The 3,197-nt window shown below is 42.8% G+C and carries 2 protein-coding genes; both read right to left on the bottom strand.

The window, feature by feature from the left end:
* On the bottom strand, nucleotides 1–1,584 hold a 1,584-nt coding region (locus RJ60_RS15190; protein ID WP_146028966.1), incomplete at its 3' end, for a DUF4011 domain-containing protein.
* 697 nt (nucleotides 1,585–2,281) lie between these two features.
* Nucleotides 2,282–3,025: a DnaB-like helicase C-terminal domain-containing protein gene (locus tag RJ60_RS15180; RefSeq protein ID WP_099830993.1), complete on the bottom strand. Its 744-nt coding sequence runs from the start codon at nucleotides 3,023–3,025 to the stop codon at nucleotides 2,282–2,284.
* Between the last annotated feature and the right edge of the window lie 172 nt (nucleotides 3,026–3,197).

Below are 3,197 nucleotides of genomic sequence, written 5' to 3'. Positions count from 1 at the left end.
GAGTTCCTTACTGATAGACGATCTCCACTCAAGGGATGTTTCCTCGCCTATCTTCCTTAGTTTTCCTATAGTGTCTCTTATCTTCGTCAGCGATTGACGAATGCGCATTACGAAAACGGCATCAGGAGCAACTGCCTTGACTTTGTTAAGGACATCCTTCTTATGGTTGCGATAAATTTCGGCGTGGCGCTTCAAGTTGTCAAGATTGTTGATAATCTTGTCCAGTTGATCATGCGTGAGATCTTGTAGTTGTGCTACATCAAAACTCACAAGATCTACGTCATGCAAAGCTGCCAGATTGCCGTGAAGCTCAAATGCTGAAATCTCAAGAGAAGTTCTCTTTTCGTGCAGTCTTCTAACATAGCTGTTGAGTCTTTCTCTTATCTCCTTGAGTCTAGAGAGTTCACGCTCCAGGCTTTTCGTATCTACAGCATGGTTGTTAGCTTCATTTAGCACTCGTTCCAGCTCGTCCAGGACCACTCTCTTCCCTGTTTTCTTACTGTGAAGCTCCAGGCAAAAATCTCCCAATTCACAATCATCCAGACGGCGCTTTACAACTTCGAGTGCTGCCATTTTCTCGCTTACGAAGAGGACTCTTTTACCCTGGCTCAGGGACTCCGCAATAATATTCGCTATCGTCTGACTCTTTCCAGTCCCGGGAGGTCCCTGTATCACGAGGTCTTGACCGCTTTTCACGGCAAGGATAGCCTCTTGCTGACTCGAGTCGGCATCTAGTATCTGATAGCAGTTGAGAGGATCGTTTTCTACATCCAAATCTGGAAGCTCGTCGTGTTCATTATCTGGTGCAATCAACGGCTTCCCTTCTGCAATTGTTCTCAACACAGAGTTTTCGAATATCATGTCTTCATAGTTCTCAAGGTCTTTGTACATGGCAAGCTTGGCAAAAGAGAAGACCCCTAAAGCAACGTCTTCAATAACCGACCAGCCCTCGATCGGTTCAATTAGCTTTCTGACTTTTACAAATAGATTTCTTAGGGTCGACTCCTCAAGCGACATTTCCTGATCATAAGTAGACTCCAGGTCAAGGCCAAATTCTTGCAGCTTTTCAGAAAGTGTTGGATTAAGTACAATGTCATCATCGATGATCCTTACGGAATAGGGTGAGGCAATTGTCTCGCGGCTAATGGAAACTGGAACAAGGAGTAAAGGTGAAATCACAAAGCTCTTGTTATAATCTACTTCTTTCCACTTGAGGAAACCAAAAGCCATAAAAAGGGTATTGATTCCCATTTCCTCGTAAGAAGTCCTCGACTTGAGTTTTAGTCTATTGAGAACAAGGTTCATTTCCTTTTCTTCACGGTCAGCCTGTATCTGGTTTGCTTTAAGGGAAATAGTGATTTTATTCTCTTGCTCTTCATCATCTTCTGGAGGAATGGGAATGAAGCTCATCTGTTTTTCTTGGAGAACGATCTTATTGAAGATCTCGCTGCTTGAAGGGTTTATGAGCATCAAATTGCTCGTCTTGCTGGTCCTGAAGTTGATTAATCTGTTTCTCATTGTGAGATCTAGCAAAGCTTTCTTCCACTTGTCGATCTTAACGGAAACAGCGTCATTGTTTTCCATGGGATCCCTCCAGAAGCCTATCTCATACTACCGGTCTAAACAGAATAAACTAAATGATACACGCAAAACGCTGACTCAACTCATCGAAGAGTCTTTCTTTCAAATCGATCCAAGATCCGTCCATTCTGGTTGGCAGAACTGATTGGCATCTTGAAATTCAACACTTGAGATGCACTTCTCAGGAAATCTCGAATTGCTAATGTTAACTCTGTATCTCCATATGTTCATACATTGCAGAAAACAGATTAAGCTCATTTGCCTAGAGAGATTGTATCATTTTGTAAGCAAATGAAACAATGTGAAGAACCTAGAAATAATAACTTTAGATATTTGGGAAGCAAACCCCGAAGGTGCACACTCTGGTAAATTCAAGATCAATGCATGAGCTGGCTTGATTATTGAATCATCGGCAAAATACGGCGTGGCATGACTTGGGGCAGACTCTTCTTTCAAGACTTCTTTTGCTTTTAACAACCGTTCGTCTACCTTTCGTTTCAACCATTTTCACCTCTCTTTCTTCTATGGAACTTAGTGTACTCCCGTCCAGTGAGTTGTAACCATTAAGTAAAAGAACTTCCATGCACCATAAATCATATGTGTAAACAGAAATCATCTTCGCTTCAAAAAAGGCAAAACTTGATGCTCGCAACTCCAACCCATCGCTTGTCCAATGCACGCGGCTTCTTGACTCTCAGGGCTAGTCACTTACAACAGCCTTGCTCCAGTCAAATTGAAGAACATCCGAGAAATCTACGTCGACGCCACCGGCTCTGGATAAGGTGATTTCAACCTTGTCTATTCCATTTGAACTTGATCGATGTTCAGATGGACAATGAAGCAACATAATGGTATCGGCTTCTGCCAAGTATGAACCGTTTCCTTCAAAATCCTCTATTCTTGGCATCTTTCCAGCATTTCTGTACGCTGAGTGTTTCAGCTTGGTCGCAACGATGAATACAATGCCCAGGGTCATTCCAACTTGCTTTAGAAGGCCACAAGCTTTCCTCTTTCCTGACAGGAGGTAAAGGTCGTCGATGAAGAAGATTTCGATCCCTCTAGAGTGATGGAGTTCGGCAGCAACTTCTATCGTTCTTTCTATGCTACGTTCCTTCAAATCTGCAATATCTAATGTGAGCTGCTTCAGTTCATACAAACTGCGATTCAATTCATCTAATTCATCTGTGGGCAGATCTTTCGTATCTTCCAGCTTTAGCTGTGATTCGAAAACTCTTCGCAAAAGTCTTGTCTGAAGGTTTTTGGAAGGCTCGCTACATGATAAAAAGGCAACCCGCCCACCTTCAAGTGCGAATTTATATGCCAGGTTTAGCAGAAACGTTGTCTTTCCGCTCATATGGAGTCCTCCAACCACTACTAGATGCCCGCTTGTTATTGGTTGGAGACAATTAGATAGACCTCCGTAAGGCCAGTTCAGATTCTTCATAAACCACCTCGAAGTATCTGCCGTTGATCTGCTGTTAAGCTTACCATTCCACAACTTAAGTCTATACTACAGCAGCTACACTGCCTTCATTGAATAGGGTCAGACTCCTGTTAATGCTTTGGCGAAGAGGATTGTTGAATTCCGTTTGCGCTTGGATTCAGAATGATTACAT

Origin of the sequence: Mesotoga sp. B105.6.4, assembly GCF_002896535.1 — a bacterium.
Lineage (GTDB): Bacteria > Thermotogota > Thermotogae > Petrotogales > Kosmotogaceae > Mesotoga.
Note: the sequence above shows the minus strand (reverse complement) of the source record. Positions and strands in the feature narration are given on the sequence as shown.

Coding starts and splice junctions, on each gene's coding strand:
- RJ60_RS15180 (WP_099830993.1), bottom strand. CDS start 3,025: ATGAAGAATCTGAACTGGCCTTACGGAGGTCTATCTAATTGTCTCCAA.